The organism is Pseudomonas sp. PSB18, from assembly GCF_014596565.1.
In the GTDB taxonomy this organism is placed as follows: Bacteria; Pseudomonadota; Gammaproteobacteria; order Pseudomonadales; family Pseudomonadaceae; genus Aquipseudomonas.
In genome coordinates, this window is the sequence record NZ_NOIN01000004.1 from 588,839 (window position 1) to 615,420 (window position 26,582).

Genomic DNA, 26,582 nt, shown 5'->3' on the forward strand with positions numbered 1-26,582 from the left:
GCCTATGTGGTACGAAGGTTTTCTTGGCTTGTCAGCCTGGTCACTGGTGGCGGTCACCCTGCTGATGACCCATGTCACGATCATCAGTGTCACGGTCTATCTGCACCGTTACTCGGCTCACCGCTCCCTGGAGCTCAACGCCGGCCTAAAACATTTCTTCCGCTTCTGGCTGTGGCTGACCACAGGGCAGAACACCCGCGAGTGGACCGCTATCCACCGCAAGCACCACGCCAAGTGCGAAACCGTCGACGATCCCCACAGCCCGGTCGTCAAAGGCCTGTCCACCGTACTGCGCAAAGGCGCCGAGCTGTACCGCGCCGAAGCGGAAAACCCGGAAACCCTGCGCATCTACGGCAAGAACTGCCCCGAAGACTGGATCGAGCGCAATCTCTATAGCCGCTACCCGCTCCTGGGCGTGGCGATCATGGGCGTAATCGACCTGCTGCTGTTCGGCACCATCGGCATCACCATCTGGGCCATCCAGATGATGTGGATTCCGGTCTGGGCGGCCGGCGTGGTCAACGGCCTGGGCCATGCCGTGGGCTATCGCAACTTCGAATGCCGCGATGCGGCGACCAACCTGGTGCCCTGGGGCATCCTGATCGGTGGCGAAGAGCTGCACAACAATCACCACACCTACCCCAACTCGGCCAAGCTGTCGGTACGCAAGTGGGAATTCGACCTGGGCTGGGCCTGGATCCAGGTGTTCCGCTTCCTGCGCCTGGCCAAGGTCCAGCGGGTCGCGCCGATTGCCCATCGGATCGAAGGCAAGGGCCATCTGGACATGGACACCGCCATCGCGATTCTCAACAACCGGTTCCAGATCATGGCCCAGTACCGCAGGCTGGTGATCGCTCCGCTGGTCAAACAGGAACTGGAAAAGGTCGATCATTCGGTGCGCCACCAGTTCCACCGGGCCAAACGCCTGCTGTCGCGGGAAACCAGCCTGTTGGACGACCGTCACCATCTGCGCATCCAGAACATGCTGGAGCACAGCCAGGCATTGAAGGTGATCTACGAAAAACGCCTGGCCCTGCAGCAGATCTGGGCCAAGACCAGCAGCAACGGCCACGACATGCTGGCGGCCATCAAGGAATGGGTCCACGACGCCGAGATCAGCGGCATCCAGTCCTTGCGAGACTTTGCCGACCAGCTCAAGACCTACTCGTTGCGGCCTGCTACGGCTTGATAACCAAACCCCGCCACCCGGCGGGGTTTTTCTTTCCTGCACGACCCCACAGATCTGGCAACTGAAACCCCGCCCCTTCGTCGCCTGAAAAGGAACTTCGCTCCGAATCCCCTATCTCAAGAGCACTTCGCCATCCAGGCGGGCTTTGGAGCAAGCGCGTGCGAACCTTCAACAGTGCACGCTCTTTGAGATTTGTGCCAATGGTCGACAAGAACCTGCAGGATTCAACCCAACCTCATTGGCCCGAGGCGGCCCAGACGCTCATGGCGCTGATGCACGCCCAGGGCGAAGTGGCGCGCCTGAGCGAACGGGAACAACTCTTCAGCTCATTGCTGGTCAGCGTCAATGCGGTGCTCTGGGCATTCAACTGGGAAACCCGGCAACTGCTCTATGTGAGCCCCGCCTACGAACGGATCTTCGGCCGGCCCGTCGGCCTGGTACTGGCTGACTTCAACGAATGGCGTGACGCGATCTACCCCGACGACCTGGATTATGCCGAGCGCAGCCTGGCCGAAGTGCTGGTCAAAGGAGCCGTGGAGGATCGCGAGTACCGCATCATCGCCGCCGATGGCCAGATCCGCTGGCTAAGCGACAAATGCTTCATCAACCGCCAGGCCGAATCGGGGCAGCCGGTGATCGTGGTGGGCATCGCCGAAGACATCACCGAAAAGAAGCTGCTGGAAAGCGAACTGCAGCGACTGGCGACCACCGACGTGCTGACCCAGAGCAGCAATCGCCGCCATTTCTTCGAATGCGCCCACCGCGAATTCGAGCAGGCTCGACTGCAAGGAACGCCCATGGCGTTCCTGCTGCTGGACATCGATGATTTCAAGGTGATCAACGACACCTACGGTCATCAGGAAGGCGACAGCGTGCTGCAGAAAGTCGCCGAGAGCGGGCGGACCGTGCTCCGGAGCGGCGACCTGTTCGGACGGATCGGCGGCGAAGAGTTCGCCGCCGTATTCCCCGGCTGTGCCCCGGACATGGCCATGCAAGTGGCCGAGCGCCTGCAACGGGAAATCCAGCGCCTGACCTTCCGCAGTGGGGAGCAGGGTTTCGGTATCACCGTCAGCCAGGGCCTGACCAGCATCACCGACGAGGACCAGACCCTCGACAGCTTGTTCTCCCGCGCTGACGCCGCCATGTATGAGGCCAAGCGCCAGGGCAAGAATCGGATCATCGTCGGCTGACCGACGTCCTGCACAAGGCCCTGTGGGAGCGAGCCTGCTCGCTCCCACAGGGTTGAATCGACGGCCTTACTTCCTGCGCAGACGCATCAGTTCCGGCAAACCGATCTTCAGCAAACGCGCCGTGCGCCCCCGGGCCAGCTCTTCGAGACCTTCATGTTCGGACAGGTGGGCCATTTGGGCCGCCATGTTCATCACCAGGGCTTCGCGGGAGTAGACCCCGCCGCCGAGGCTGTAGGCCGCCGCAATCAACTCCCGCAGTTCCAGCGGCAAGCGCCAGCGGGTACGCAACGCCGAGCCGAAACCCGCGCCGAACTGCTCCAGGACGTTCCCCACTTCCTCCAGCTCATCCAGTTCGCCATCGAGCTGCTTCCATTCTTCCAGACAGCGCAACACTGCCAGCTCACCCAGGCGATGCAGCAGCCCGGCGCAATAACAGCGCTCTTGCTCCAGATCCAGCAAACGGGCCATCGTCCGGGCGTATTCGGCGGTGTGCAGCGACAATAGCCAATAACGCTCGGCATAGTCTGCCAGGCAGGGATCATTGAGCCGGGCACAGCGCTTGAGGGTCAACCCGAGGATCAGGTTCATGCTCTGCCCGGTACCGAGCTGGTGCAGCGCCTGGGCCACGGTCTGCACCGGACCGCCGCCCTGATGCTGGGCTGCGCTGTTGGCCGCAGCGATTAGCACGGCGGTGATCTGTGGGTCGGTGCGGATTTCTTCTTCCAGCAACTTCAGGTCCAGGCCGCTGGGGTTGAGGCTGCGTTTGACCGCTAATTGCACATCGGTCATCAGCGGCGCGCCTTCGGACAGCTCGCGCCGACGCTCAAGAAACGCGGCCAGGGTCAACGCGGGCCTAGGAGCCGGCGCATCGCTGATGACGTCTTCGCTGCCACTCAACAGCAAGCCTTGCAGACGCTGGGTCAGGCTTTCCCGGTTCAAGGGTTTGGTCAGATAAGCGGCCGGGGCCAGCGGCAACACCTCACGGACGCTGGCACCGTCATTGCGCCGACTCATCAGGATGAATGGCAACGGCGGCGTGCGGTGCTGATGACGAAGGCCACGCAGGATACTCAAGCCATCGACACCCGGCAGTTCCCAATCGGCGATCACCAGGTCGTAAGGATTATGCGCCAGCATTTCCAGCGCCTGTCTGCCCTCGCTGCACGTGTCCACCCGCGCATCGCAGCGCAAGTCCGATAACACCTGCTCCAGCAGCTCGCGGGACGCCGGGTCGGCCTCTGCGATCAACACGCGGGGTACAGCGGGTAAATCCACAGCAGTCATGCGGCATCGCTCCCTTGCAATACCTGCACCTTAGCCAATGGCTGCCGTTCCAGACAGCTCGAACCCTCAGGATAGGTGCCCGAACATGAAAAAACCCGCTAAAAGCGGGTTTTTTGTGGATCAACGCACAGCTCGCAGCGTCAGAGCTCGGAGAAGCACTCTTCGATGATTGCCAGGCCCTTGTCCAGTTGTTCGTCTGGCGAGGTCAACGGCACCAGTACGCGCAGGACGTTGCCATAAGTGCCGCAGGACAACAGGATCAAACCCTTGTCCCGCGCCTTGGCCACGACCTGGGCCACGGCGGCGGCGTTCGGCTTATGGGAATCACCGTTCTCGAACAGCTCAACGGCAATCATCGCGCCCAGGGCACGGACTTCACCGATCACCGGGTACTTGCTCTGGATGGCCTTGAGGCCGCTGACCAGGCGCTCGCCCACGGCCTTGCAGCGATCCAGCAGGTGTTCTTCTTCGAACACTTCCATCACCGCCAGCGCCGCCGCGCAAGCGATCGGGCTACCCGCATAGGTGCCACCCAGGCCACCCGGGGCGATGGCATCCATGTACTCGGCCTTGCCGCAGACACCGGCCAGCGGGAAGCCGCCAGCGATGGATTTGGCGAAGGTGGTCAGGTCGGCAGCGACGCCCATCTGCTCCATGGCGAAGAAAGTACCGGTACGACCTGCACCAGTCTGCACTTCGTCGGCGATCAGCAGAATGCCGTGCTGGTCGCACAGGGCGCGCAGGCGCTTCATGAACTCTTTCGGCGCTACATAGAAACCACCCTCGCCCTGCACCGGCTCGATGATGATTGCAGCGATGTCACGCGGCTCGGCGTCGTTCTTGAAGATGCGCTCGATGCTGGCGATGGAATCGTCGATGCTCACGCCGTGCAATTCGTTCGGGTACAGCGCACGGAAGATACCGCCTGGCATCAGGCCCATGCCGGCCGAGTACGGCACGACCTTGCCGGTCAGGCCCAGGGTCATCATGGTGCGACCGTGGTAAGCGCCAGTGAAGGCGATCACTCCGGCACGACCGGTGGCGGCACGGGCGATTTTCACGGCGTTTTCCACCGCTTCTGAACCGGTGGTCACCAGCAGGGTTTTCTTGGCGAAGTCGCCTGGCACCTTGGCGTTGATTTTTTCGCACAGTTCCACGTATGGCTCGTAGGCCAGAACCTGGAAGCAGGTGTGGGTCAGCTTGTTCAGTTGCTCGGTCACGGCGGCGATGATTTTCGGGTGCACGTGGCCGGTGTTCAGCACGGCGATGCCGCCGGCGAAGTCGATGAATTCACGGCCTTCAACGTCGGTTACCGTGGCGTTCTTCGCCGATTCAGCGAAGATCGGGTGAATCTGGCCGACACCACGTGGAACGGCAGCGGTACGGCGGGCCATCAGATCAGCGTTAGTCTTGCTCATTACAGTCCTCATTCGCCGCTCATCGGTCGGCGTGGCTCAAGGATTTACACGGAGGGAATTCAACGGCGGCAGCATGCGATGATCGACTGCCACGGCGTTCCCGGCCGCAGAAAAAAGTGCAGTTTTGAAACGGCGCAAGGGGCAGCGCTCTCGTGCCCCTTGCGCTTGCAGCAGGATCAGATACCCAGGCAGAGGTATTTGATTTCCAGGTAGTCCTCGATGCCGTACTTGGAGCCTTCACGGCCCAGGCCCGAAGCCTTGATACCGCCGAACGGCGCGACTTCGTTGGAGATCAACCCGGTGTTGACGCCGACCATGCCGTATTCCAGGGCTTCGGCCACGCGGAACACACGGCCCAGGTCACGGGCGTAGAAGTACGAGGCCAGGCCGAACTCGGTGTCGTTGGACATCGCAATCACTTCGGCTTCGTCTTTGAAGCGGAACAGCGGCGCCAGCGGGCCGAAGGTTTCTTCCTTGGCCACGGCGGCATCTTTCGGCACGTTGGTCAGGATGGTCGGCTCGAAGAAGTTGCCTTGCATCGGTTTGCCACCGGCCAGTACGGTCGCGCCTTTGCCAACGGCATCGGCAATGTGTTCCTGGACCTTGGCGACAGCTTTCTCGTCGATCAGCGGACCGGTGGTGGTGCCGTCTTCCAGACCGTTGCCGATCTTGAGCTTGGCGACCGCAGCCTTGAGTTTTTCCGCGAACGCGTCGTACACCGAATCCTGGATGTACAGACGGTTGGCGCAGACGCAGGTCTGGCCGTTGTTGCGGTACTTGGAAATGATCGCGCCTTCGACGGCCTTATCCAGGTCCGCATCGTCGAACACGATGAACGGCGCGTTGCCGCCCAGTTCCAGGGAGACTTTCTTGATGTCCTTGGCGCATTCGGCCATCAACTGGCGACCGATCTCGGTCGAACCGGTGAAGGACAGCTTGCGCACGATCGGGTTGCTGGTCAGCTCGCCGCCGATGTCGCCGGCGCTGCCGGTGACCACGCTCAGCACGCCTTGCGGGATGCCGGCACGATGCGCCAGTTCCACCAGGGCCAGGGCCGAGAACGGGGTTTGCGAGGCCGGCTTGATGACCATGGTGCAACCGGCGGCCAGGGCTGGACCGGCCTTGCGGGTGATCATCGCGGCCGGGAAGTTCCACGGGGTGATGGCGGCGGTCACGCCGATCGGCTGCTTGATCACGATCAGGCGCTTGTCGGGCTGGTGGCCGGGAATCACGTCACCGTAGATGCGCTTGGCTTCTTCGGCGAACCACTCAATGAACGAGGCGGCATAGACGATCTCGCCCTTGGCTTCGGCCAGCGGCTTGCCCTGCTCCAGGGTCATCAGGCGACCGAGGTCGTCCTGGTTCTCGATCAGCAATTCATACCAGCGGCGCAGCTTGTTGGCGCGCTCCTTGGCGGTCAACGCACGCCAGGCCGGCAGCGCCTTGTCGGCGGCTTCGATCGCACGACGGGTTTCGGCAGCGCCCATTTTCGGCACAGTACCCAACACTTCGCCCGTGGCCGGGTTGGTGACCTTGATCGTCTGACCACTGTCCGCATCGACCCAAGCGCCATCGATGAAGGCTTGCTGGCGGAACAACTGGGTGTCTTTAAGCTGCATGTCGGCTTTCCTTAACAGCACCGCGCGCACGCGGAGCGAATTAGAGTTGTAGAAAGGCGCCTTATGGGCTGCCGTCAGGGAAATCATTCACTGGGCTGAAGCACAGAAATAACGCACAACAAGCATAGACGTGCGGTTCAGCACCCAGACAAGAGCGTTTGAAATCTCAAACGAATCCTAGGGCCGATAGGGGTGAAGGACAATAGGCTGTTCGAAAAAAAGAACGAAAAAGACAAATTTGCCCGTTTTTTCTGATCAGCGTAGCCAACATCCGCCCAAAGCCGAGAAAACAACGGCAAATCAGCAGCATGGACGCCCGGCATGCATATGAGTATCATGGCGCCGCGTTGCACCAGTAGCTCAGCTGGATAGAGTACTGCCCTCCGAAGGCAGGGGTCGTGGGTTCGAATCCCGCCTGGTGCACCATACAGATGATCAAAAGCCCCAAGTCGCGAGACTTGGGGCTTTTTTGTGGGCGTTGGCGCACTCAACGCTTGCGCAACGCCTCCAGCCGCGCCGGCAAGTCTTCCTTGGGAAACCGCTTGTGCAGCGCAAGCAGCTTCTCATCCGCCGCCTTGGTCTCCCCCACCTGGCGCAATCGCAGGATTTCCAGCAATCCTTGCTCCAGCGAAGAGGGGGCGGCGGGCACGGGTTTGCTCTTTTTCGCCATGGGCTCATCCGCCTGGATTTGCACAGGCTGCTCCGGAGCCTGGCTCAGTTCGCCCAGGGGCCCCGCCATACGCGCCATCGGCGCAGGGGCAACAGGGGCTGCCGGCTCGGGGGCAACGGCAAGCTCCTGCCGGGCGGCGGAATAGTCCAGGGATGCTGGTGCAGCCAGTTCGTCCTTCGGGACCGGCGAGCGCAGCACCAGGCCAATCATCAGGGCCAGGCCCGCCACGGTGGCGAACGCCATTTGCCAGCGCGGCCGTTGGCAGGCCTTCAGCCAACGTTGCCACAGGCTCGGCCTGGGCGCCGGCGCTTCGCGGCGGGCGGTGGCCAGGATGAAGGCGTCCAGGGAGGCGGGTGGCTCGCCGCAGGCGTGTTGACGGAAATGCTCGATCAGCGCTTCGTCAGCGGGATCCGGGGTCTGTCGGGAATCAATCATGCGGGTACCTCCTCGGCCAGCAGGCGGTGCAATTTCTGCTGGGCGTAACGCAAACGGCTCTTTACTGTTTCCAGCGGGACGCCGGTCAGGGCGGCGATCTGCGGCAGCTCAAGGTCGCCGTGCAGGCGCAGCAGGAAGACCTCTCGCTGATCTTCGGGCAAGGCTTGCAACGCAGCCTCCAGACGGCCCTGATCGCGGCTCAGGCTCAACTGTTGCTCCGGGCTATTGGCGTCGTCGGTCTGGACGTGAAGCTGCTCGTCATAGCTGTCATGCAATGGATTGTGAACACCGTGCCGGCGCCAGTGATCGATCAAACGGTTGCGGGCAATCTGGAACAGCCAGGTACGAAAACTCGCCCGTCCTTGTGGCTGGGTGCTGCTGCGGATCAGGCTGAGCCAGGTGTCCTGAAAGATTTCCTCGGCCAGCTCGGCCCTGTTACTCAAGGACACGAGGAAACGGTAAAGCCCCTGCCGATGCCGCGCATACAGGCTTTCAAAACTGGCGCCATCACCGTCGCGGTAGCGGGCCAGCAGCGTTTCGTCGCTGATGGAGTCAATCGGGGTGGGCATTTGGGTGGCGGATTCCTTCCAGTTGAAATGCGATTCTGCAAACAGCACCGATCCACTGTGGGAGCGAGCCTGCTCGCGAAGGCGATGTGTCAGCCAACTTTTCCATCGACTGGTCCACCGCCATCGCGAGCAGGCTCGCTCCCACAGGGATCCTCGCGGTACTCAGGAGCCGTGCTTGGTCTCGGGCTTGAGGCTCTGTGCCAGCTCGACCATCTGCACGAACTCGGCACGCAGCCCGAACGGGTCGTCACCCCGGGCAGAACGGGCCAACTGAGCGGTGTCCTTCAAACTCATCGCCCCAGTGTAGCGCCCCTCGCCCTTGAGCTGTTGCGCAAAGGCCGCCACCGCCGCCGAGAAACGCAGGTCATCGCTGGCCTTGCCTTCGCCCTGCGCGCTGGCGATGGGATGTTCGATCAGTCGGCTACTGCCGCCTTCAGCGGGTTTGTAGCGTACCCGCAACATTGCCAGCTCACCGGCCTTGCCTTCCTGCTTGGGCTGCGGGCTGGCATAGCGCAGCGGCTCCAGCCAGCCCTGCTCGCCTTTTGGCACGATTTCATACAGCGCCGTCACCGTGTGCCCGGCACCGATTTCGCCAGCATCGACCTTGTCGTTGTTGAAGTCCTCACGTTTCAACGCGCGGTTCTCATAACCCAGCAGGCGATATTCGCTGACCTGGGCGGGGTTGAACTCCACCTGCAACTTCACATCCCGCGCCACCACCGCCAGGGTCGAGCTGAGCTGGTCCACCAGCACCTTGCGCGCTTCGAGCAGATTGTCGATGTAGGCGTAGTTGCCATCGCCGGCGTCGGCCAGCTGTTCCATCAGGTGTTCGTTGTAGTTATCCACACCGAAACCCAGGGTCGTCAGGGACACGCCACTTTTACGCTGGTCCACCGCCATCTGCTTGAGGCTGTCGAAATCACTGACGCCGACGTTGAAGTCGCCATCGGTGGCCAGCAGGATGCGGTTGATGCCTTTGTCGATAAAGCTTTCCCGGGCCATCTGGTACGCCAGTTCGATACCCGAGGCGCCTGCGGTGGAGCCTCCGGCGTCAAGCTGATCGATGGCGTTGCGGATCTGGGCTTTATCGCGACCCGAAGTGGGCTTGAGCACCACCCGCGACTCACCGGCATAGACCACCAGGGATACCCGATCCTGATCGCGCAACTGGTCCACCAGCAGTTTCAGTGTGCTCTTGACCAGCGGCAGGCCTTCGCGACGGTCCATGGAGCCGGAAACGTCTACCAGGAAGACCAGGTTGGCCGGCGCCAGGTCCGCCACAGCACGGTCGGAAGCCTTAATGCCGATGCGCAGCAAACGGGTGTGGGGGTTCCACGGCGATGGCGCCAGTTCAGTGGTCACGCCAAAGGGTGAACCATCGGTAGGCAGTGCGTAGGTGTAGGGAAAGTAGTTAACCATTTCCTCCAGTCGCACAGCCCCTTCAGGCGGCAGGCTGCCCTGATTGAGGAAACGTCGCACATTGGCGTAGCTGCCGGTGTCGACATCCACGCTGAAGGTCGACACCGGAGTTTCGGCAACGCTGTGGATGGGATTGTCCGGCAGTTTTTCATATTGCTCCCGCGGCTCGCTGCGGTAATCCGCGACGGCGGCATCGTTTGCCACCAGTAGCGAACCAACCGGTGCCGGCACGGCCATGCGCTTGACCTGAGACGGCGCGGGGACGACCTCGCGTTGCAGTTCAGGCTTGGCGGCCGCAGCGGCGGGCTCGGCGGTTACGGCAGTCTCTCGGGACGAAGACAACCCACAACCCGCCAGCGCCACCAATAAGGTCACGGTGAAGCCCTGGGCTGCAGGACGAAGAAATGAATGGGGACGGGACATGGGGCTGAACCTCGTGAGTGGATGATCCGTTCACAAGCTCAGACGAGGGGGATTTGCGATTCGGGTTAACGACCGCAAATTTTTTTCGCGGCACTGAGACAGCAGCGCCTGGTCATCCTGGATGTCCAGGCGCAAGACGCGGCTAGCGAGACGGAATGGCTTGCAGGTCATCGACGATAAAGCGACTCAACACACCGGTATAGTACCCCTCCACATCGGAGTTACCCTTGTTGGTCAGCGCGCCCAGCATGCTCTTCATGTTTTGCATTTGCCCTACCGCGCCGCCAGGCATCAACCCCTCACGTGCCTGGGCAAAGTGCAACACCTCGGCGCCGGCCTTCTTCACCTTGACCTGATAGCTGAAGTCGACACTGGCAAGGTACATACCGTCGGCGACGATCTTGCTCATGAAGCCGCCCTGGGTATCCTGGATGCGGCGCGCGTAAACGGTGTTCACGTCCAGTAGATAGTCCGCTGTTTCCCGGCTGGAGGCATAGCGATTGGCATCGAGCAGGCGCAGGACCAAGTCGCCGTTCAATTGCTCGCGCACGGTTTCGTCAGGCAGGAAGCGCTCATTCTTGCCGACGACTTCAACGTTGAAGGTGTCGATCCAATACGTGGCGGTCTTGGGGATCGCTACCGGCGCGGGAGAAATGTAGTAGTCGGGCTTGGAGGCACAGCCCGCCAGGAGGCAGAGGGCCAGGAGTGTGGCAAGAGCGCGCATGTCGGAATTCGTCCCTGAAGAGTTGATTGTAAAGCGCGGCGGATTTTACGGAGTCTGGAAGGCTTCTCAAGCTGTTTTGCTGTTTACGCGACTGCGCTGCCATGAGGATCTTCCCCCAGAAGCCAAAAGCCCCGGTCGTTATGGACCGGAGCTTGGGTTGGCACCTGACTCGCAACAGGGAGATCCGATCATTCGACGCCGATTTCCACCACCGTTTTCCCTTGCCCGCGTCCATCGGTCACCTGCGCGAACGCGTCATTGACCTCGTCCAGGCCAAACCGCCGCGGATCCACCTTGATCCGCAATTTCCCCGCCTCAACCAGCCCTGCCGCCTCCCGCAAGATCTGGCCATGGCGCTCGCGTCCCTTGCCGGTCAGTAAGGGCATCAAGGTAAACACGCCAGAATAACTCGCGCCACGAAACGACAACGGCGCCAGGCTGTGTTGCCCCCAGCCCAGGCAACTGAGGACATGGCCAGTGTAGGTCTTCACGGCGTTGAACGACGCGTCCAGGGTCTGGCCGCCGACCGTGTCATAAACGATGTCGAAGCCCTCGCCATCGGTGTGCAGGCGTACATAGCTGTCGGTGTCCTCGGATCGGTAGTCAATGGCCGTCGCGCCCAGTTCGCGGATGAAATCCAGGCTGCCGATCGAGCCGGTGGCATAGACCTCAGCGTCCCGGGCCCTGGCAATCTGCACAGCCATTTGACCAACACCGCCCGCGCCACCATGGATCAGCACTTGCTGGCCGGCCCGGACATTGGCGCGATCCACCAACCCTTCCCAGGCCGTGATGAAGACCAGCGGCAATGCCGCCGCTTCCCGCATGCTCAGTGAGGCGGGCTTGGGGGCGATCAGGCGAGCATCGACGGCAATGTATTCGGCCAGGGCACCTTGAGCGCCGCCGATACCACCCGCCATGCCGAATACCTCCTCGCCGGGGACAAAGTCATTCACACCCTCCCCCAACGCTACGACCGTCCCGGCCAGGTCAATCCCCAATACAGCGGGCAGTGGCTGACGAGCATGGGCTCCGCCTCCTGCCGCGATCTTGGTATCCAGCGGGTTGATGCCCACAGCGTGAACCTTGATCAAGACTTGTCCCTTGCCCGGAACAGGCCGGGGAATAGGGCGGACGACCAGTGGCGCCTGGGCAGCTTCGGCGACGGCAGCGGACATGGTGTTGTTCATGATGGTAAACCTCCAATGAGTGGGTAGGTTCATATTGCGAGTGCCGGACTATTCCGATAAGTAAGCAAGAATGGATAAGATTTATTCCTCATAAAGGCCAAATCCAATGGATCTGTTCGATGCAATGCAGGTGTTCGTACGGGTGGTGGAACGTGGCTCGTTCTCGGCCGTCGCCAGGGAACTGAACCTGGGTCAACCGGCGGTGAGCAAGCAGATCCGCGGACTGGAGAAACACCTGGGTGGGGCACTGTTTGCCCGCAGCACCCGCCATCTCGCGTTGACCGATCAAGGTCAGCGCTTCTATGCCCAGAGCAAGGAAATCCTCGCCAGCCTGGACACTGCCCGACTCAGTTTCGCCAGCGGACAGGAACAGGTCGCAGGCGCTCTGCGCGTCGCGGCGCCGGTGAGTTTCGGACGGTTATGCATTGCACCCCTCGTGGGTGACTTCCTGGCGCGTCATCCACAGGTTCGGATCGACCTGAGGCTGAGCGATCAACATGAGGACGTGCTGAAGGAAAATATTGACGTGGCCATTCGTATCGGCAAGGTCAAAAACGAAGGGTTGGTAGCCCTGAAGCTCGGCGAGAGCACGCGCCGGGTGTATGCCTCCCCCGCCTACTTGCAACGGCATGGCACACCACTCGAACCGTCTGATCTTGTCCGTCACAACTGCCTGGGGTTTACCCTGCTGGAGCACTATGACGTTTGGCAGTTCGACTGCCATGGCGAACAACATCACGTGACGATCAAGGGCAATGTCACCAGCAACAGCAGCGAAGCGATCCGGGAAATGGTGCTTTGCGGGTTAGGCCTTTCGCTTTCGCCACAGTGGTTGTTCGCCGCCGACGTTCGCCAGGGTACCGTGACCGGCGTGCTTGCCGATTACCAGCCGACGGCATTGCCCATCCACGCGGTATTCAGCCAGGACCGACGCCGCTCGGCACGCACCCGGGCTTTTGTAGACTTCTTGCGCGAACGCCTTTGAAGACCGGGCTACCGGATCAGCAGAGGCGCCTGAGCAGAACTAGGCGTCACACGCCAATGAAGGCTGCGCCGACTTCATGGGGCGTCGCGAAAAAAACAGCGCCGCCGCGACACCCACCGCCCCCATCACCGCGCTATACCCCACGCACACCCACGGGCTCCACGGCACCAGCGCGATCAGCACCAGCGGCGTGACACTGGCCCACAGCGCATAGGCGATGTTGTAGGTGAACGAGATGCCGGAGACGCGAATCTTTGGCGGGAACAGGTTGACCATCACCGAAGGCACCGCGCCGACCACGCCGCAACCCAGGCCGGCCACGGCGTAGGCCAGACCCAGCCAGGCACCGCCGTTGATCAGGCTGGCGTAGAGCACGGAGATGCCCAGGGGCAGCAATACGCTGTAGAGCATGACGGTGCGCCAGGCGCCGATGCGATCGACGATGAGGCCGGCCAGGACACAGCCGATGTTCAGGAAGACGATGCCCAGGCTGCTCAAGGCAAAGGTCTGGCCGGGCGTCATGCCGAAGCTTTTCTGCATCACGGTCGGGGTAATGACCACGAACACCACCACCGCGGAGGTCAGCACGCAAGTCAGGATGGCGGCGGGCAGCAAGGCCTGTCGATGTTCCCGCAACACCGTGCGCAGCGGCAGTTCTGCAGCGCCTTCGCGGTTGGCTTGCAAGGCCATGAAGATCGGCGTTTCGCTCAGCCAGCGGCGCAGCCAGACGCCGATAACCCCGAAGACTCCGCCCAGCAGGAAGGGCATGCGCCAGGCGTAATCGAGGATTTCTGTCGGGGTGTAGATACGGGCCAGCGCCGTGGCGGTCAGCGCGCCGAGCAAGTAGCCGAAGGTCAGGCCGGCCTGGAGAAAACCCAGGGCGTAGCCGCGATGGTGAAGCGGGGCATGTTCGGCCACGAACACCCAGGCACTCGGCACCTCACCGCCCACCGCCGCGCCCTGCAGGATGCGCAGCGCCAACAGCAGCAGCGGTGCGAAATAGCCGATTTGCTCGTAGGTCGGCATCACGCCGATGAGCAGGCACGGCAAGGCCATCATCAGGATGCTCAGACTGAATACCCGCTTGCGTCCCAGACGATCCGCGAAGTGCGCCATGAGGATGCCGCCCAGTGGCCGCGCCAGATAGCCAGTGGCGAAAATCCCGAAGCTTTGCAGCAAGCGCAGCCAGTCGGGCATTTCCGGTGGGAAGAACAGCTGGCTGAGGGTCAGGGCGAAGAAAACGAAGATGATGAAATCGTAGATCTCCAACGCCCCGCCCAAGGCGGCAAGCCCCAGGGTCTTGTAGTCGGACCGGCTGAACCGGTCGCCTGGCGGATGGGTGATGGCTGTCATGGGCAGATTTGAATATCAGGTTGTAGAAAGGGCGGGGGCGATGCGAAACCCCTCGCCACAAAGGCTCACAGGGCGGGTGATCAGCGGTGGTAACGCCGCACGACACTGCTGTTGCGCAACACGTGGCCGTTGATCTTTTCCATCAGTTGGGCACGGGTCAGCCCCGCGGGCAACGCATCCGGCGGCAGGTCCAGGGCGAAAAGCTGGATCAGATAGTGATGAGCACTGTCGCCGAGGGGTGGGCAGGGACCGATATAACCGCGGGTGTTCTTGCTGTTGATTCCGCTCATGCCTTCCAGCGTGGTCTTGCTGCCCGCCCCTGCCGGTATTTGCCGCGTGCTGGCCTTGATACCGTAAAGCACCCAGTGGTCGACGCCCTGGCCCCTTTGGCCATCCGGATCCAGCATGACGATGGCGTAGCTGAGGGTGCCCGGTGGGCCGGCATTCCAGCTCAAGGCAGGGGAAATGTTCTTGCCCCCGCAATTGTTGGCGTCACTGGCAGCCGCAGCGGTGAAAAGACGGTCATCCGACACGCCGGGGATGTTGAGGGTGAAGCGCTCCTCGGCCTGGGCAGCCCCTTGTGCGCACAGCACCAGGGCGAAGGCTGCCAGCCAGGGGGTGAGGGAAGTCAATCGGGTCATACCGGGCACCTTATGCGGGTCAGGCCATGGACGGCCTGCGCACTATAGCCCCAGCTTCGCCCGGGTTGCAGTGACAATTATGCTGAACCTCACTCCAATCAGCCGACTCCAACGAGAAACGCCTGCCGGAGACCGACCATGTCCTTGCATCAAGTCGCCCGCTTCGCGGATGTACGCGAAGACCGCGGCCTCGAAGTCAAGATCAACGAAACGACCCTCCTGTTACTGCGCGCAGGCGATCAGGTACGCGCCTTCCAGGGCAAATGCCCGCACGCCGGCGCGCCGCTGGCCAAGGGTGCGGTGTGTCACGGTAGGCTGATATGCCCCTGGCACAAGGCGGCATTTCGGGCCGAAGACGGCGCCCTGTGCGAACCACCGGCCCTCGACAGCCTGGAGCGCTATCACGTCGAGGTCCGCGACGGCGACATCTGGGTCGATGACCAACCGCTGCCCGCCGAGAAAATCCCGCCGGCCGATGACCCACGCACCTTTGTCATCATCGGTGCCGGGGCCGCCGGCACGGCATGCGCCACGGCATTGCGCGATAAAGGCTTCGGCGGCCGGATCCAAATGATCGATCGCGAAAGCGACGCCGGGTATGACCGCACGGTGCTGAGCAAATACGTCCTGGCCGGTGACATGACCGTCGAGGAGACACCTGCGCTGCGGGATGAAACTTACTTCACCCAGCAACGCATCGAGCGGCTTCACGGCGAGGTCATGGGGCTGGATAGCACCTCCCGCCAGATTCGCCTGGCCGACGGGCAGACGCTGGGTTACGACGCAGCGCTGATCGCCACGGGCGGAACGCCCAAGACCCCGGACCTGCCCGGCATCGATTTGCCACAGGTGTTCGTGCTGCGCTCGATGGAGCACGCAAGACACATCCTCGACAGTGCCCGGTCGGGGCAACGGGCGGTGATTATCGGTGACAGTTTCATTGCCATGGAAGTCGCCTCGTCGCTGCGCAAACGGAAGCTGAGCGTCACCGTCCTGGCCCGGCATCCCGTGCCGTTCGCGGCGCAGTTGGGCGACAGTGTCGGCCAGGCCATCCTGGCCCGGCATCGAGCCAACGGCGTGGTGTATCACAGCGATGGCGAAGCGGCGCGAATCGAAGGTGCTGGCAAGGTGGAGGCCGTAGTGTTGGACAATGGCCAGCGCTTTGCGGCAGACCTTGTGATTGTCGGGATCGGCGTGCACCCGGCCACCGATCCGTTCGCCGATTTGCCACGGGAAGAGGACCAGTCATTGACCGTCGACGCCGGCATGCGCGTGACCGATGGCGTATGGGCCGTCGGTGACATCGCGACGTTTCCTCTCAGCGGCCAGCCTCGGCGAATCGAACACTGGCGCCTGGCCCAGCAACAGGCCCGGATCGCGGCAGCGAATATGCTCGGTGGTGATGAGCATTATCTGGATGTGCCGTTTTTCTGGACTTATCACTTCGGCAAACGCTACGACTACCTGGGCCATGCCGAACAATGGGACGAGGTGCAATTCAAGGGCACTCCCGAGCATCCGCCCTTCATTGGCCTGTTGGGCAAGGATGGTCTCGTTGCCGCGGCAGTGGCCTGCGACGAAGGCCGGGCCATGGCGGCGCTGGCCCAACGCATGAAACAACCGCTGCCGGTGGATGAGGCGTGGCGGTTGATCCGGGATTTTTCAAGCGCCTGACCCATCGCCTTCGCGAGCAGGCTCGCTCCCACAGGAACATCAAGCTTGTAGACAACGCAGCTTAATGTGGGAGCGAGCCTGCTCGCGAAGGCGTCGGCAGCGTCTACATCGAATGATCGGCCGGAAGCTGAATAACCCGCGCCGGCTCCAACGGCGCCAGGGGTGGCGGTTGCAGTTCCTTGCTCAGCACGTGAAAGTGCGGCACCACGTGGCTGATGTCACCGTCCTGGTTGTTGTGGATGATTTTGGAGCCCGGCCGGCGCAGGGTGTCCAGGCGCTCGTCGGTCAGTTTGAAACTGTCGCTCAAGCCCTGATCGTCGACGACCGGTGCCGGCAGTCGACGCTGGGCGAAACTTCGGCTTTTGCGCTGCTGATAACGCGCCCAGGCAATCAGGATGACCGCGTTGACCAGCGCCACCCAACCATAGATCTGCAACGTTCCGAGGGTGTCCAGCCACGTTCCGCCGAAGCGCGGCCCGGCGTGACTGTCGAACAGCGGCCAGAGCCCGTTGACCAGCAGGTACAACAGCCCAACCCACGCCAGTACCGTGAAGAACACATCGATGAGCACCAGAAAAGGCCTTTGCCGGGTCCTGATAATTTTCATCGGATCACTTCCTCTTCGTCATCGCCAAACGGTTTGATACCCCGATCCGGGCTGACCCAGCGCGCACGCTTCTGATGCTGCCCGAACAAGACCTTCGGAAAGCTCACCAGGGTGGTAAACAGGCTGATCAACCAGAACACCAACGGGTACCAGACCACCCAGAACATGATGTGCCACAGGCCTTTTTCGTAACGGCGATCAATGAGGATGCTCACTGCGAATTGGACCAGGCACACCACCGCCAGCAGCAGTCCGGTGAAAGCCGGTGGCATGAGATGGTCGACCGCAATGGCCGCCGGCATCTCGACGAATTTACCCGCGCCCCAGAACACCACCGACAGCAGGAACGTGAACGCCCACCCCGTGGACAGGCAATATTCGAACAGCAGCGGCCACAGGTAGCGATGACGGTATTGCCAGATGCCGCGGATATTCTTGAACAGCACCTCGGCACCACCCTGGGCCCAGCGCAGCCGTTGCCGCCACAGGCCGCGCAGGGTTTCGGGCATAAGGATCCAGCACAGCGCACGGGGCTCGTAGAAAATGCTCCAGTGGTCCAGTTGCAGCTTCCAACTGATGTCGATGTCTTCGGTGATCATGTCCGGGCTCCAGTAACCAACCCGGTGCAGGGCCGTGCGACGGAAGGCGACGATCACGCCGGAGACGGTAAAGATCCGCCCGAAGACCCGTTGAGTGCGCTTGATCAGACCGATGATCGAGGAAAACTCGCCCACCTGAACCCTACCCACCAATGTCGAGCGGGTGCGGATACGCGGGTTGCCGGTCACTGCACCAAGACGGGCGTTTTCCAGCATCGGCGCCACCAGGTAGGCGCAGGTATTGGGCGCCAGCAGCGCATCGCCGTCGATGCACACCAGGTATTCGCTGCGTGCCGCGATGGCGCCCATGCGCAGGGCCACGGCCTTGCCCTGGTTCTCCGCCAGGTGCAGGACCCGCAGGCGCGGATCTTCCAGCGCCAACAGATCGAGGACCTGGCCGGTGTTGTCCTTGGAGCCGTCATTGATGGCGATGACTTCGATGTTCGGGTAGTGCTGGCCCAGCGCCGCGTGAATGGTGTCGGCAACGTTGTCGCCTTCGTTGAAACACGGGATCAGGATGCTGATCAGCGGCTCGCCGGCCAGGGCCGGTGGCAAGGTGTCGTCCTTCCACGGCCAATGGCGCTCCCAGTGCAACCAGAAATACAGGCCACCGGCGATCCACAGGCCGGACATGAACAGCGGGTAGAAGAACACGAAGTCCATCAGGAATTGCCCGGTGACCAGGAAGATCAGACCCAGGGGCACTCCAAGGACGATCGCCAGCACCAGCAGAGCGAGCAGTCTGTCGAGCATGTCAAGGATTCCACTTGTTGGAGAGCGCCGGCCGCACGGTTTTCACCGCGGGCTGGTCTTCGATGAAGTTGTCCGGGTAGTAGCCGAAACTGGTCACGCCCTGGCGCTTGAGGCGTCCCATCCAGTCGGCCAACTGTTCACCCTCGATATCGCTGGCCGGTTTGCTGTCCCAGTCACGGGCCTGCAGCTCGAACACCGTGCGCTTGAGGGCACCGGGGCGGGCCTTGACGGTCTGGACCAGGCGCTCCAGCCACGGGCCGGACTGCGCGCGGGTCTGTTTCTCCATCAACGGCATGGCCATCGGTGCCGTCCAGTCATAAGCACCAAGGAAGTCGTCGAGGTTCTGGGCGAACCAGGCTTCGCTTTCAGGATTGAGCATCGGTTCGGCAAAGATATTGCGTGCGGTCAGCACCTGCGGGCCACGAATTGCCCGGACCTTGGCGGTGAGCTCACGGGTGAAGTCGATCAAGTAGCGGCTCTTGAAGCGGGTCCAGCGTTGCATCGCTGCCGGATCTTCGCGCAGAGCGGCGATGGACGTCGGCAAGCCGTTGGCCGCATAGACTTTCAGGGCGGCGGGACCGGCGTCCTCGAAGTCGGAGAGCACTGCATCGTCGTGGTACAGAACCCCATCCACCGAGCTCATCCGTGCCAGGTCTTCGTAGATCTCGCCGATGACTTTGCGTACGTTCGGATCGAACGGCGACAAGCGCACGTACTGGTCCGGGGCGACGCCGGTCTTGCCGGTTGCCGGATCCCAGCGCTGCACGCGCGGCAGCTTCGCATCCAGGGCAAAACTGAGCACCGGCATCCAGGCATAGACCTTGGCATTGGCCCGTGTGCGCAACTGCCAGGCGACCCGGTCGAACAGATCGGCCCGTACCGGCAGGTGACGGTTGGGAAAGTACAGCGAACGCACCAGACCATCGCCTTTTGGATCGGCGAACGCCTGCAGGAATACCGTGTTGGCGCCCAGGTCGTAGATACGCTGGATCAACTTGCCGACGTTGGCTTCCTGCTGCACGGGGTCCGGGTCGTAGACATAATCCAGGTCGACATGCACCACGCGCATCGGGTCGTTCGTCTGTACGGAAACGATGCTTTCGGCGAAATGTGCGCCATCCGGATCGGAGGCCACCAAAAACCGCGGCCCGCTCATCAGGTTATCGAGGCTGTCGAGGCCGTCCTCCAGGGTCAGGGCCATTTTATAACCCTCGCTGTCGATCACCTGCAGCGCGGTGCCATCGGCTTCCCCGTAAGGCCATACCCAGATTCGCGGACGGTAGCCGGTGACCTTGCGGATTTTCTCGGAGATCGAGGCCACGTCCTTGCGCAGGCGATCCTGGAAATCGGCCTCGGCTTCATAGCGGCCGGTAGCGGGATCGTAGCGCCGGGTGGTGGCCGCCGGTTGTTGGTTGCCTTGCGGGTTGGCGAGGATGCCTTTGTGATTGGCGTCGGTGTGGGCGGCGATCTCCACCAGGCCCGATTTCGACACTTCGCGAATCTGCTCCCAGGTCAGGAACTCGGAACGCTTGCGCGGCACCCCGGCGAAATCCACCGGTTGATTCAGCGGCGTATCGATCCAACTGCCCACCGGCGCCAGGATCGCCGGCCAGTTATAGGCGCGCAGGATCGGCATCACGCGGGTGTAGAAACTCGCATAGCCGTCGTCGAAACTCAGCAGCACCGCACGCGGCGGCAGCTCCGGGCCGCCTTTACGGGCGTTGATGATCTGGTCCACGGTGACCGGCTGGTAGTTGTTTTCCCGCAGCCATGCCAGTTGTTCGATCAGTCGTTCGGTGCGCACGGCCACCAGCGCCTGGTCCGGATCGAGGTCCTCGACATCGTGATAGGCGATGCCGAGCACATGGTTCTTCGGCCACGGCTCGTCATTGGCCGCCAGGGGCCGTTGCGAGGGCGGCGTGAACGCCGGGGCCTGCTGGGCACACGCGCTGATCAGCAAGACCCCCAGCAGAAGGATGAATCGCGAAATGACAGGCATCTTCAAACTCTTCTAGAAGCGGTAGGTGAGGTCGACAAGCAGGCGCAGATCGCTTTCACGATCGCCGTCGTAAGGACGGTTGAGCCAACTCAGCGTGGCGCCGGCCTCGAGCACGTCGTTCCAGAGGAAACGCTGGCCGTAACCGAGCAGTCCCATGGCGCCGGTGCCGTAGTCGCGCTGGCTGTAGCTGCCGGCACCGACCTGAAATTGCTGGCTCCATGTGGTTTCGTAACGGCGATACAACACATGGTTGGCGGTGACGGTCGGCATGACGCCGAGGTCCGACTTGGGGTTGAAATAGGGCACTTCGTTAGAGCCACTGTTGCGGCTGGCCGCTACCTCCAGACCCAGTTCCACCTGCAGGCGCGGGGTGCTGTAGAGACCTTCACGGCCGGTCAGCAAGGTCTCGAGGCGGTTGTTGCCATCGCTGAAATGAGAAGGGCTGACCGTCAATCGCCACTCACGACTTTCATGGGCTCGCCAGCGGATAAAACCACTGCCGCCATTGGCGCGAATGCCGCTGTTGAGTGCACGCAGCGGTGTGTTGGCCGAGAGGTAATCCAGGCTGCCGCCGTACTGCCAGTGATCATCGATATCCCGGGCCAACGCCACGCGCGCACCCTGTTTGTCACCGGAACCGTAGGCATGGTTGGAGACTTCCGCTTCCAGGGTCATGTCGCGGCTGCGGCGTTCGACACCCAGACGCTGCCAGCGGTGACGGCCGGTGCCTTCCTCGAAATCGCCCGTGGCATAACCGACGCCGCCGAACAGTCGCCAGTCCTCGTCGATGGGTGGGCTATAGAGCAATGTCTCGATGCCGAAATCCCGACTGCCGGTGACCGCACCGGCATCGCCGTTGCCGCCGCCGTAACTTTTGCCGGTGTAGGCCTCGACACGCAGTTCAGCCATGTCGTGCACGTCGCGCTGGCGTTGCAAGCGTTTCACGTGGGCGTTTTCCGGATAGCGGGCCACGACGTCGTCGGTCAGGGCATCCAACTGTCGCCACTCCTGCAAATCCATGGCGGCGCGGGCCTGGGCGATTTCCAGGTCCCGGTTGCGCGGGGTGGTCGCCTCGACTTCCTTGAGCAGGTTTTCCGAACGGCGCGGCCAATCCCGGGCCTGATACAGATCAGCCTGGGCCAGCCGCAGGCCGATATTGCCGGGCCCCTGGTCGACCAGGGTTTCCAGGCGCGCTTCCGCAGACGGCAGATCGGCACCATAGGTCCCGGACTGGGCGGCGAGCAGTTGGGCATCCATCCACTCGTCGTTGGGGTTGCCGATTGGCAAGCCCTTGAGCTCGACCCGTGGAAGCTGGGACTTGGCCAGGTCTTCGGCCCAGGCACGGGCCTCTTCGGATCTTTCGCTTTCCAGCAGCGCGTAATAGAGCGCGGTACTGTCTTCGAAGCGGTCCGCAACATCGGCGTCCGGTGCGCTCAGTACCCGTCGGTACAGGTCGACGGCGATCTCCGGCTCACGCTGCTCCAAGTAGGAGGACGCTACCCAACGCAGGGCATAGGTGGGAATGCTCACGCCTTCGGCGATCAACTTCTGGTACTCGGCAATCACTTCCGCCCGACGCGCCCGGGCATTGAGCGCGCCCATGCGGTCGATTCGCCAGCGGAGTACGTCATCATGGGCCTCGGCCACCGGGGTCCAGGTGGCGAGCAACTTATCGTAATCGGCCAGGGCGCGATCAGCGATGACGAAGCGATCCTTTTCGCTGCGGCTGGCCATGTCCGCCAGGCGAACCCGCTCGGCTGCCACGTCGCCTTCCAATCGCCGCTGCACGCCACGGTCAATCAGTCCCGGCTGCAGACGAGCCAGACGCAACGCCGGCTCCGGCAGACGTGCACGCTGCAGGGCAATGATGTATTCCCCGGCGATTTCGGGCCTGCTACCAGCGCGAGAAAACGCCTGGTCGTATTCGAACAGTGCTTCGTGAGGGTTATCGGCACGGGTCAACGCATAGCCCAAGGCCATCCGACGCGTCGGGTCTTCAGGCTTCGCGGCAACCATGGCCCTTGCACGTTTGACGGCTTCATCGGGCTTGCCGGCATCCGCCTGGGTCAAGGCCAGGCCGAGTTGCAGGTCGGGGTTCCGGGGATCGATCAGCAGCGCCTGACGATACAGCTCGGCAGCCGAATCCCAACGCTTGAGGTTGCGGTAGGCACGAGCCGTTGCGCTCAGCGCCTGGACCGACAGGTTGCGGTGGCGCCCCTGGGTTTCATAGACCTGCACCACTTCGGTATCGAGGCCGGCCCAACTGGCAATCTGCAGATAATCACTGGTCTGGGCAGCACTGGCCTGTCCGGCCGGTGCCTGACGCAACAGGGTCAACGCAGGCGTGTAATGGCCGGCGCGAGCGTCGAGCACCATCTGGTCATAGGCGGTATCGGCGAATGCGAAGGCCGGCCAGCACAACTGGCTGCACAACACGACGCCAAACAACGGGCGCAAACCGCATTGAATAAGAGGACCCACAGTACGCGGCATTCGTCAGCATCCTTACATGGCCAGCCGGGTCGCAGTGCCCCCTTGCCCATCAAACAGGAAGCCGGATCAAAGGAATCCAGCCAAGCTCTAATGGGCCTAGTCTTGCATTGCGGGGCGGGGCATTCTTGAGAACGCCACAATTCTTCAGAATCGATACAGATTCACTCTGATCGAAGGGCGAAAAAAAACCGGCCCGTGCGCAAGGCACGGACCGGTTCGGGATGTTGCTAAACGCTGTTACTGAACGGCTACGCCGCCACCCACCTGGTTCATCACAAACGTGATGAATTCTTCGACCGTCATTTTCTTACCGTTGAAATCAACCTGATTATTGGCATAGCGCAGCTTGGTCACCACATCGTTGCCTTCCAGGGTCGCCAACTGCGTACCCACTGCCATGGCACTGAACATATCGCTGGTGGCAAGGGCCTGATCCGCGATCAGTTTGGCGTCAGTCTGGCCTTCCATCTGGGCTTGCACAGTCGCCAGGTCCACCAGCATCGGCTTGGACACTTTCACGTTGAATTCCAGCAGGGCGAGCAACTGACGGCCCAACTCATCAGGCGGCAGGTCCATGGATTGCGGCTTGGCCAGATCGACGACCAGGCTCGCACGGCTTTCACCGCTGGCGGTACTGAACGACAGATTTTCCAACGCGATCTGCGGGCCAGCGGCCAGGAGTTTTTCCAGGTCGGCCTTGACCTTCGCCTCTTCGGCCTCGGTCAGGCTCAGCTCCGGAGCAGGCTCGCCAGCTTCAGCGGCTTCGGCGGCGGCTTTCTCGTAAGGCTGCAGCTTGGCCTGATAAACCTGCATCAGCGACATGGTGGCGGGGATGTCGAGGTTCTTCGCGCTGATTGCCATCTGCGCGGCGCCGATGGTCTTATCGTTGAACGACAACTCACCGATCTTGTAATCGGCACGCCCCGAAGCGCTGGTGCCACTTTCGGTGCTGCTGTTCTTCATTTCGATATTCTTCAAGCCCACCACCGACTTCTGCTCACCGAAGCTGGCCTTGATATTGCTCAGGATCAGGGCGTTGTCGCCCATGTAATAGCCGTAGGTGCTCTTGCTCAGGTTGCTGGCAAGGGTCAGGCCATTCAGTTCAACCAGCACCGGACTCTGGTCTTCCGCGACGCTGGTCAGCTTGAGGCTGTCCATGTAGCCGTCGGCTTTGATTTTCTGCGCCTGGGCATTGGCGGCCAGGTCGATTTTCAGGCCGGAGAACACGACCTGGGACTGCTCATCCAGCTTGGCGTCCAGCGGCAACAACTCCAGCGTGCCGTTGACCGATTGGTCGTAGCCCAGGTTAAACACACCTTGGAGCGGCGATTTATCCTTGGCGGCGGCGAACCATTTTTCGGTCAGCGGGGTCCGCTCGATCTCGGTGTGACTGGTCGCCATGACTGGCAACCACTTGAGCGTCATCAGACGGGAAAAAGGCAGCGGGCCATGTTCGATGTGATCCACGACCAGCAACTCGACCGCTTCGCCACCGAACATATCGCCTTCACCTTTGAAGCGATAATGAGCGGTACTGCTGAAGGTCCCACGATCCAGCGAGACCAGCTCGATGGAGGACGAGCTGTTGGAGCCGGCCAGGGCGGTCACCATTTGCTTGTTACTTTCGGCAATGGCTGTTTGCAGCACGCCCTCAAGCTTGGTCCCGGTGTACCAGGCGCCACCCGCACTGACAGCTCCGATCGCTACAACGATTCCCAAGAGTACGCTTGCTGATTTATTCATAAGTGACCCGATCGATATCCATGGTTGAAAAAAGCCGTCGTCTTCCCTGACCCGCGAAGGGTGTGGCTTGACGCCGTAAAGTGGGGGAGGAGATTACCATCAGGCACCCCTGGGGGCCCAATGTTTAAAGGGGGATAAGCAAATTCTTGAGAGGTGGTCTACGAATATTGGAGTTCAATTTCGTCCAGTTGATGGTCGAAAGTCCTGAGCCGCGCCGTCCAGGTGTACACCAGCACTTCGAAATCGCGGTTGATGACCGCCGCGCCCGATGACTCCGCACGAGGGTCGCAGAAGTCCAGCTGATAACGTTCACGGGCCATGGCATTGGCAACATCGCACAGCTCCCGGGCATTGTTGAGCCAATGCCAGCCGTCCTGGGCGACTTGTTTGTCCAGAGCGGCACACTGGATTTTCAGGGCCTCCAGGCTTTTTTCCAACGGAGTGCCTGTGAGCTCACCCATAACCTCTTGGAAGGTGCGACCAGGCTGCCAGTAGCTGCCCCAGAAATAACGGTCGAATACCGTTTCAACCCGTCTTAACGCAACCTTGGTATCCCAGATCAGCACCAGGGTCCTGCCTTGCCCCAGATGTTTCTTCTTGATCCGTTGCCCTTGCAGTGACGCCCAGGCGACGACGGCGATGGATATCACGCCGATCAGCGCAGATGCACTGTCCAGGAATATCAGGGCTTTTTCGATCTGGTGAGTCAGCATGACGCCATAGAAATAAGTGGCCGAAAGCAGCACCAAGGCGGCGATGGCGCACCAGAAACCGGGAGCATAAGGGTTTTTCATTATTGGAATCCCCATGACCAGTGACGCATTGACGTCGCGGACTCCGTTTTTTGCCAGTCCCCGACACTCACAGCATAGCAACGGCCTCGGGGTTTGCCGGGGTGTCGGCAGTAATCGGGGGCACGATCCGATTACCGGCCCAAAACGACAAAACCCCTGTCTGCGTCAGCAGACAGGGGTTCTGGGAATTCAATCTTGACGATGACCTACTCTCACATGGGGAAACCCCACACTACCATCGGCGATGCATCGTTTCACTGCTGAGTTCGGGATGGGATCAGGTGGTTCCAACGCTCTATGGTCGTCAAGAAATTCTGTGACCAGCCCGTTCAACAGCAACGTGCCGGCGAAAATCGATAACTTCTACTAAAACAAAACCCCTACCTGCGTCAGCAGATAGGGGTTTCGGAATTTAATCTTGACGATGACCTACTCTCACATGGGGAAACCCCACACTACCATCGGCGATGCATCGTTTCACTTCTGAGTTCGGGATGGGATCAGGTGGTTCCAACGCTCTATGGTCGTCAAGAAATTCGGTAGCCAGCGCGTGCCTTGCGGTCACGTTCCAGCGAATGGGTATGCGATAGTTTGTGTGTTGCTGCTGAGCGATTCGAACTTTCGGTTCGTTTCGTCTTCACACACCGCAATCTGGTGCCCTTGTGCCTTTCAGCTCGGAGCAAGCAAATTGCTTGGGTGTTATATGGTCAAGCCTCACGGGCAATTAGTACAGGTTAGCTCAACGCCTCACAGCGCTTACACACCCTGCCTATCAACGTCGTAGTCTTCGACGGCCCTTCAGGGAGCTCAA

At 61.6% G+C, this 26,582-nt stretch carries 20 protein-coding genes, 1 tRNA gene and 3 rRNA genes; 5 read left to right on the forward strand and 19 right to left on the reverse strand.

The features are described from left to right. Positions 1-4: 4 nt before the first annotated feature. Positions 5-1,189 (forward strand): delta-9 fatty acid desaturase DesA, encoded by a 1,185-nt coding sequence (gene desA, locus CGA22_RS13510; RefSeq protein WP_041023310.1) that lies wholly within the window; start codon positions 5-7, stop codon positions 1,187-1,189. A 200-nt stretch (positions 1,190-1,389) separates the two neighbouring features. Beyond that, positions 1,390-2,379: a GGDEF domain-containing protein gene (locus tag CGA22_RS13515; RefSeq protein WP_041023309.1), complete on the forward strand. Its 990-nt coding sequence runs from the start codon at positions 1,390-1,392 to the stop codon at positions 2,377-2,379. Positions 2,380-2,445: 66 nt separating this feature from the next. On the opposite strand, the gene CGA22_RS13520 is transcribed toward CGA22_RS13515, so the two are convergent. From CGA22_RS13520 to gabD, 3 genes are all read right to left on the reverse strand, one after another. Further along, positions 2,446-3,663 carry an HDOD domain-containing protein gene (locus CGA22_RS13520; protein ID WP_041023308.1) on the reverse strand — a complete coding sequence of 406 codons (1,218 nt, stop codon included), beginning with the start codon at positions 3,661-3,663 and terminating at the stop codon, positions 2,446-2,448. 140 nt (positions 3,664-3,803) lie between these two features. Continuing rightward, on the reverse strand, positions 3,804-5,081 hold the full coding sequence (gabT, locus tag CGA22_RS13525; RefSeq protein WP_041023307.1) for a 4-aminobutyrate--2-oxoglutarate transaminase: 1,278 nt from the start codon (positions 5,079-5,081) through the stop codon (positions 3,804-3,806). A gap of 176 nt (positions 5,082-5,257) precedes the next feature. After that, entirely contained in the window at positions 5,258-6,700 is a 1,443-nt protein-coding gene (gabD, locus tag CGA22_RS13530; RefSeq protein WP_041023306.1) for an NADP-dependent succinate-semialdehyde dehydrogenase, read from the reverse strand. A 349-nt stretch (positions 6,701-7,049) separates the two neighbouring features. Between gabD and CGA22_RS13535 the strand changes: the two genes are divergently transcribed. Beyond that, positions 7,050-7,126, forward strand: a tRNA-Arg gene (locus CGA22_RS13535). A 61-nt stretch (positions 7,127-7,187) separates the two neighbouring features. Here the strand turns inward: CGA22_RS13535 and CGA22_RS13540 are convergent. The 5 genes from CGA22_RS13540 to CGA22_RS13560 all read right to left on the reverse strand — a co-directional run bounded on the left by CGA22_RS13540 (position 7,188) and on the right by CGA22_RS13560 (position 12,130). Then, entirely contained in the window at positions 7,188-7,805 is a 618-nt protein-coding gene (locus CGA22_RS13540; protein ID WP_041023305.1) for a hypothetical protein, read from the reverse strand. Next, the gene (locus CGA22_RS13545; protein WP_041023304.1) at positions 7,802-8,374 is read right to left on the reverse strand and encodes an RNA polymerase sigma factor; all 573 of its coding nucleotides are present in this window, start codon (positions 8,372-8,374) and stop codon (positions 7,802-7,804) included. Before CGA22_RS13545 ends, CGA22_RS13540 begins: the two co-directional genes overlap by 4 nt. A 162-nt stretch (positions 8,375-8,536) precedes the next feature. Then, entirely contained in the window at positions 8,537-10,216 is a 1,680-nt protein-coding gene (locus tag CGA22_RS13550) for a vWA domain-containing protein (protein ID WP_041023303.1), read from the reverse strand. A 142-nt stretch (positions 10,217-10,358) separates the two neighbouring features. After that, a complete protein-coding gene (locus CGA22_RS13555; protein ID WP_041023302.1) occupies positions 10,359-10,940 on the reverse strand; it encodes a hypothetical protein in 582 nt (193 codons plus the stop codon). 188 nt (positions 10,941-11,128) lie between these two features. Next, entirely contained in the window at positions 11,129-12,130 is a 1,002-nt protein-coding gene (locus CGA22_RS13560; protein WP_041023301.1) for a zinc-dependent alcohol dehydrogenase family protein, read from the reverse strand. 106 nt (positions 12,131-12,236) lie between these two features. On the opposite strand from CGA22_RS13560, the gene CGA22_RS13565 reads away from it, so the two are divergent. Beyond that, on the forward strand, positions 12,237-13,115 hold the full coding sequence (locus tag CGA22_RS13565) for a LysR family transcriptional regulator (protein ID WP_041023300.1): 879 nt from the start codon (positions 12,237-12,239) through the stop codon (positions 13,113-13,115). Positions 13,116-13,154: 39 nt separating this feature from the next. Here the strand turns inward: CGA22_RS13565 and CGA22_RS13570 are convergent, their stop codons facing one another. Both CGA22_RS13570 and CGA22_RS13575 read right to left on the reverse strand, forming a co-directional pair. Beyond that, complete coding sequence (locus CGA22_RS13570) at positions 13,155-14,468, reverse strand: MFS transporter (RefSeq protein WP_041023299.1); 1,314 nt, start codon at positions 14,466-14,468, stop codon at positions 13,155-13,157. An 80-nt stretch (positions 14,469-14,548) separates the two neighbouring features. Beyond that, a complete protein-coding gene (locus CGA22_RS13575; protein ID WP_041023298.1) occupies positions 14,549-15,109 on the reverse strand; it encodes a YbhB/YbcL family Raf kinase inhibitor-like protein in 561 nt (186 codons plus the stop codon). A 138-nt stretch (positions 15,110-15,247) separates the two neighbouring features. Between CGA22_RS13575 and CGA22_RS13580 the strand changes: the two genes are divergently transcribed. Next, positions 15,248-16,783 carry an FAD-dependent oxidoreductase gene (locus CGA22_RS13580; protein ID WP_041023297.1) on the forward strand — a complete coding sequence of 512 codons (1,536 nt, stop codon included), beginning with the start codon at positions 15,248-15,250 and terminating at the stop codon, positions 16,781-16,783. A 103-nt stretch (positions 16,784-16,886) separates the two neighbouring features. Here the strand turns inward: CGA22_RS13580 and pgaD are convergent, their stop codons facing one another. The 9 genes from pgaD to CGA22_RS13625 all read right to left on the reverse strand — a co-directional run. Then, positions 16,887-17,390, reverse strand: coding sequence for a poly-beta-1,6-N-acetyl-D-glucosamine biosynthesis protein PgaD (gene pgaD / locus CGA22_RS13585; RefSeq protein WP_041023296.1), 504 nt, complete (start codon positions 17,388-17,390; stop codon positions 16,887-16,889). Next, entirely contained in the window at positions 17,387-18,742 is a 1,356-nt protein-coding gene (pgaC, locus tag CGA22_RS13590) for a poly-beta-1,6-N-acetyl-D-glucosamine synthase (RefSeq protein ID WP_188258617.1), read from the reverse strand. Before pgaC ends, pgaD begins: the two co-directional genes overlap by 4 nt. A 1-nt stretch (position 18,743) precedes the next feature. Further along, positions 18,744-20,741 (reverse strand): poly-beta-1,6-N-acetyl-D-glucosamine N-deacetylase PgaB, encoded by a 1,998-nt coding sequence (pgaB, locus tag CGA22_RS13595; protein WP_041023295.1) that lies wholly within the window; start codon positions 20,739-20,741, stop codon positions 18,744-18,746. 12 nt (positions 20,742-20,753) lie between these two features. Beyond that, on the reverse strand, positions 20,754-23,234 hold the full coding sequence (pgaA, locus tag CGA22_RS13600) for a poly-beta-1,6 N-acetyl-D-glucosamine export porin PgaA (RefSeq protein ID WP_041023294.1): 2,481 nt from the start codon (positions 23,232-23,234) through the stop codon (positions 20,754-20,756). Between the two features lie 237 nt (positions 23,235-23,471). Then, on the reverse strand, positions 23,472-24,977 hold the full coding sequence (locus CGA22_RS13605; protein WP_041023293.1) for a YdgA family protein: 1,506 nt from the start codon (positions 24,975-24,977) through the stop codon (positions 23,472-23,474). Positions 24,978-25,135: 158 nt separating this feature from the next. After that, on the reverse strand, positions 25,136-25,771 hold the full coding sequence (locus CGA22_RS13610; protein WP_041023292.1) for a hypothetical protein: 636 nt from the start codon (positions 25,769-25,771) through the stop codon (positions 25,136-25,138). Between the two features lie 193 nt (positions 25,772-25,964). After that, positions 25,965-26,080 (reverse strand): 5S ribosomal RNA (gene rrf, locus CGA22_RS13615). A gap of 107 nt (positions 26,081-26,187) precedes the next feature. Next, positions 26,188-26,303, reverse strand: a 5S ribosomal RNA gene (rrf, locus tag CGA22_RS13620). Between the two features lie 171 nt (positions 26,304-26,474). After that, positions 26,475-26,582: ribosomal RNA gene (locus CGA22_RS13625) — 23S ribosomal RNA — on the reverse strand; the annotation flags it as partial.